Origin of the sequence: Exiguobacterium qingdaonense, from assembly GCF_018617855.1 — a bacterium.
GTDB lineage: Bacteria > Bacillota > Bacilli > Exiguobacteriales > Exiguobacteriaceae > Exiguobacterium > Exiguobacterium qingdaonense.
In genome coordinates this window covers 1-251 of record NZ_JACSKY010000046.1, presented here as the reverse complement: position 1 = coordinate 251, position 251 = coordinate 1, and the positions used below count along the sequence as shown (strand labels likewise).

The following is a 251-nucleotide window of genomic DNA, read 5'->3' as shown; positions in this document are numbered from 1 at the left end:
ACGATCCGCATCGAGGCGGGCAAGGTCCGGCTGCCGAAGGTCGGGTTCGTGCGGTTCAGCCAACATCGTCCGTTCGAGGGCGTCATCCGGTCGGCGACGGTCTCGATGACGAGGACGGGCAAGTTCTTCGTCTCCCTCCTCGTCGAACAGGACGATGCACCATGGATCCCAGCCGAGAACAAGGTCGGGATCGACCTCGGTTTGGAGCACTTCGCCGTCATGACGAACGATGCGATGGTCTCGGAGAAGAT

1 pseudogene is annotated in these 251 nt (G+C 61.8%); it reads left to right on the top strand.

What is annotated here, in order from left to right:
- A pseudogene (locus KNP00_RS14255) lies at nucleotides 1-251 on the top strand (RNA-guided endonuclease TnpB family protein); the annotation flags it as partial.